Source organism: Falsiroseomonas oryziterrae (genome assembly GCF_021864505.1).
Classification (GTDB): domain Bacteria; phylum Pseudomonadota; class Alphaproteobacteria; order Acetobacterales; family Acetobacteraceae; genus Falsiroseomonas; species Falsiroseomonas oryziterrae.
Map to the genome: position 1 here is coordinate 1 of NZ_JAKJIB010000344.1, position 4,253 is coordinate 4,253.

General features: G+C 70.6%; 4 protein-coding genes. All 4 read right to left on the reverse strand.

What is annotated here, in order from left to right:
* Positions 1–265 (reverse strand): hypothetical protein (locus tag L2I40_RS19720; protein ID WP_237216891.1); only part of this gene is annotated, 265 nt, incomplete at its 3' end.
* Positions 266–267: 2 nt separating this feature from the next.
* Positions 268–864: a formate dehydrogenase FDH3 subunit beta gene (gene fdh3B, locus L2I40_RS19725; RefSeq protein WP_237216892.1), complete on the reverse strand. Its 597-nt coding sequence runs from the start codon at positions 862–864 to the stop codon at positions 268–270.
* 13 nt (positions 865–877) lie between these two features.
* On the reverse strand, positions 878–3,829 hold the full coding sequence (locus tag L2I40_RS19730; RefSeq protein WP_237216893.1) for a formate dehydrogenase subunit alpha: 2,952 nt from the start codon (positions 3,827–3,829) through the stop codon (positions 878–880).
* Positions 3,830–3,834: 5 nt separating this feature from the next.
* Positions 3,835–4,005, reverse strand: coding sequence for a hypothetical protein (locus L2I40_RS19735; protein WP_237216894.1), 171 nt, complete (start codon positions 4,003–4,005; stop codon positions 3,835–3,837).
* Between the last annotated feature and the right edge of the window lie 248 nt (positions 4,006–4,253).

The window sequence follows — 4,253 nt, forward strand, 5'->3', positions numbered from 1 at the left end:
TGGGCCGCTGCGGCTCCGTCGTCTCCGGCTGCGCCGTGTTCGCGCCGCTGCCCTGCGCCGATCCGCCGCGACTTTCGCCGACTTCGGGCGCGGCCGACTGCACGTCGGCAGCGCCGTTGGCTGGGCCCGCTCCGGGCGGGGCGGCGGGCGCCGCGTTCCGGGGCGTCGCCGATTGCACCGATGGGTCCACCGGCTGCAGCGCGGGCTGCTGCGCCAGCGCGGGACCGGCGACCAGCAGGGCGAGGCCAAGCAGGAGGTTTCGCATCCTCACACCTCCAGCGTGGTCCGGTAGGCCGTGCGCCAGCCCCAGGCGCCGGAGCCGAAGCCGCGCTTCTGCACGCGCTCGCGGTAGATGTCGGCGATGATCGCCTGGTCGCCCGCGAGCAGCGCCTTGGTGCTGCACATCTCGGCGCAGAGCGGCAGCTTGCCCTCCGCGATGCGGTTGCTGCCGTACTGGACGTATTCGCTCGGCGTGTTGTCCTGCTGCGGGCCGCCGGCACAGTAGGTGCACTTGTCCATCCTGCCGCGGCCGCCGAAGTTGCCGACCCGCGGATATTGCGGCGCGCCGAAGGGGCAGGCGTAGAAGCAGTAGCCGCAGCCGATGCAGAGATCCTTGTCGTGCAGCACCAGCTGGTCCTCGGTGCCGTAGAAGCAGGAGACCGGACACACCGCCGCGCAGGGCGCGTCGGTGCAGTGCATGCACGCCATGGAGATGGAGCGCTCGCCGGGGCGCCCGTCATTGATGGTGACGACGCGGCGGCGATTGATGCCCCAGGGCACCTCGTGCTCGTTCTTGCAGGCGGTGACGCAGGCGTTGCATTCGATGCAGCGCTCGCTGTCGCAGAGGAAGACCAGGCGGGCCATCTCGCTGCCCTCCCTATGCCGCGCGGATCTGGCAGAGCGTGACCTTCGTCTCCTGCATGAAGGTGACGGGGTCGTAGCCGTAGGTGGTGACCGTGTTGGCGCTCTCGCCCAGTACGATCGGGTCGGCACCGGGCGGATAGAAGCGCCGCCGGTCCTCGCCCTGCCACCAGCCGCCGAAATGGAAGGGCATGAAGGCGACGCCGCGGCCCACGCGCTCCGTCACCAGCGCCTTCACCCGCACGCGGGCGTCGCTCTCGGCGCCGAGCACCCACACCCACTGCCCCGGCGAGATGCCGCGCGCCCCGGCATCCGCCGGATTGATCTCGACGAACATGTCCTGCTGCAGCTCGGCGAGCCAGGGGTTGGAACGGGTCTCCTCGCCGCCCCCCTCGTACTCCACCAGGCGCCCGGACGTCAGGATGATCGGGAAGTCGCGCGCCACCTGGTGGCTGCGCATCTGCACGCTGAGGCCGAGATGCGGCATGCGGAAGCCGCGCCGGTCGCGCAGCGTCGGATAGATGCCTGGCGGCGCCGCGGCGTTCGGATCCGCGGCGAGCACCGCGGCCTGCTGCACGGTCGGGATCAGGTCGGGACGCGCGGTGTAGATCGGCTCGCGGTGCACCGGAACGCCGTCCGGCAGGTTCCACGCCACCGCGCGCGCCTTCGCGTTGCCATAGGGGCTGCAGCCATGCTCCAGCGCGACGCGGATGATCCCGAAGGACAGGTCGGTCGACCAGGAGACGCGGTCGGGGTTGTCGCCGCCGATGCGCTCGATCGTCGCGCGTTCCTCGGCGGTCAGGTCGCGATCCCAGCCGAGCCGCTTGAGCACGCCGTAGGTGAATTCCGGATAGCCGTCCTCGATCTCCGAGCCCTTCGACCAGCTGCCCTCCGCCAGCAGCGTCTGGCCGTTGCGCTCCACGCCGAAGCGCGCGCGGAAGGTCCCGCCGCCCTCCTTCACGTGCAGCTCGGTATTGTAGAGGATGTGGCTGCCCGGATGCCGCCATTCGCCGCTGCCCCAGCAGGGCCAGGGCAGGCCGTAGTAGTCGCCGCGCACCTCCTCCGGCGCCTCCGGCCCGGCGCGCAGCGTCACCAGGTCGAAATGGCGCTGGTGGCGCGCATGCGCCTTCAGCCGCTCGGGCGACTGCCCCGTGTAGCCGATCGAGATGCAGCCGCGGTTGATCTCGCGGAGGATGTCCTCGGCCGAGACGCGGCCGTTCTCCACCTTGATCCCGCGGAACATCGCCTCTGCGAAGCCCAGCCGGTTGGCCAGGTCGTACATCACGTCGTAGTCGTTGCGGCTCTCGAAGAGCGGCTCGACCACCTTGAAGCCCCATTGCAGCGAGCGGTTCGAGGCAGTGCGGCTGCCGTCGAACTCGAAGCCCGAGGCCATCGGCAGCAGGTAGGTCCCGTTGCGCCGGTTGGAGATCTGCGAATAGGTGGTCGGGTGCGGGTCGGCGACGACCAGCAGCTCGAGCTTCTCCATCGCGGCGACGGCTTCGGGCATGCGGCTGACGGTGTTGCCGCCATGGCCGAAGACGATCAGCGCCTTCCCGTTGTGGGGCTGCTCGATCTGGTCCTCCGGCATCGTCACCGCGTCGAACCAGCGCGTGGACGGGATGCCGGGCGCCTCCATCAGCTTCTGCGAGCCGAAGCGCGCGCGCATCCACTCGTACTCGACGTCCCAGACGCGGCACCAGTGGCGCCAGGCCGCCTCGTCCAGCCCGTAATACGCAGGCAGCGTCGCGACATCGAGGCCGAGATCCGTCGCGCCCTGCACGTTGGTGTGGCCGCGGAAGATGTTCGCACCCGTCCCCGGCAGCCCGACATTGGCGGTCGCGAGGCAGAGGATCGCATAGGCGCGGACATTCGCCGTGCCGACGGTCTTCTGCGTCGCGCCCATGCACCAGATCAGCGTCGCGGGCTTCTGCGTCGCGAAGCGCTGCGCCAGGTCGCGCAACTGCTCGCCCGGCACGCCGGAGACTCGCTCCACCTCCTGCGGGGTCCATTTCGCGACTTCGCGCCGCACCTCATCCATGCCGTAGACGCGGCTCCGGATGAACTCCTTGTCTTCCCAGCCATTCTCGAAGATGTGCCAGAGCATCCCCCAGATGATCGGGATGTCCGTTCCCGGGCGAAGGCGGACATGCTCGTGCGCATGCGCCGCGGTGCGCGTGAAGCGCGGGTCAATCACCGCCATGTAGGCCCCGCTGTCGCGCGCGGCGAGCACGTGCTGCATCGCGATCGGGTGGCTCTCCGCCGGGTTGCCGCCCATGATGATCATGGTCCTGGCGTTGCGGATGTCGTTGTAGGAATTGGTCTGCGCGCCGTAGCCCCAGGTGTTGGAGATGCCGGCCACTGTGGTCGAGTGGCAGATGCGCGCCTGGTGGTCGACGTTGTTGGTGCCCCAGAAGGCGCTGAGCTTGCGGAACAGATAGGACGCCTCGTTGGTGAACTTGGCGCTGCCGATCCAGAACACGGAATCCGGCCCACTCTGCTCGCGGATCTCCTGCATCTTCGCGGCGATCTCGCCCATCGCCTGGTCCCAGGAGAGGCGCCGCCACTCGCCGTCCACAAGCTTGAGCGGCGTGCGCAGGCGCCGCCCGCCGAGCACGATCTCGCGCACGCTCGCCCCCTTGGCGCAGTGCGTGCCGCGGTTGATGGGGCTGTCCCAGGCTGGCTCCTGCCCGGTCCAGACGCCGTTCTGCACCTCGGCAATCACGCTGCAGCCGACCGAGCAATGCGTGCAGACATTGTGGATCAGCTGCGCCGGCGCGGTGCGGTCCACGCGCTCGGTCGCTGCGCGCGCCTTGAGCGGCGGCAACGCACCGAGCGCCGCAAGCCCACCGGCGCCGAGCCCCGCCCGGGCCAGCAACGCGCGACGGTCGAGTCCGCCGGAGGACAGCCCGCCATAGGCCTGGGAGAGACGCTGGCGCGCCGCGCGCGCCTCGGCCCGCTTGACCAGCATCGGCGCTAGCTCCGGTTCGTGCGGTAGAAGGCGCGGACGTGGTCCGTCTCGCGGTAGCGCGGCCTGCGCTTCTCGGCCTCGCTCTCCGGCCGGTTGGGCAGGTCGCCGCGATTGCCGTTCGGGTCGATGGCCGCGGCTGGCGCCGCCGCCGCCGCGGCCCCCAGCAGACCGAGCATCCCGCGCCGCGCCGCAACCGGTTTGCCGTCGTTCGCCATGTCGTCCCCGCGACCTCTCAAGGTCGAACAGGAACGCGCGGCGAACGCGAACGATCCCGGACGTTACGCCGGCGCGGCGTCAGCCTCCGCGCGTCACTCGGCGGGCTGCGGGACGCGGGGGCGCAGCGCGTCCTCGGCCAGGGTCCGGCGCATGAAGGTGGGCCAGAGCGCGCGCGGCGTCGCCGGCTCGGCCGGCAACGGCTGGCGCG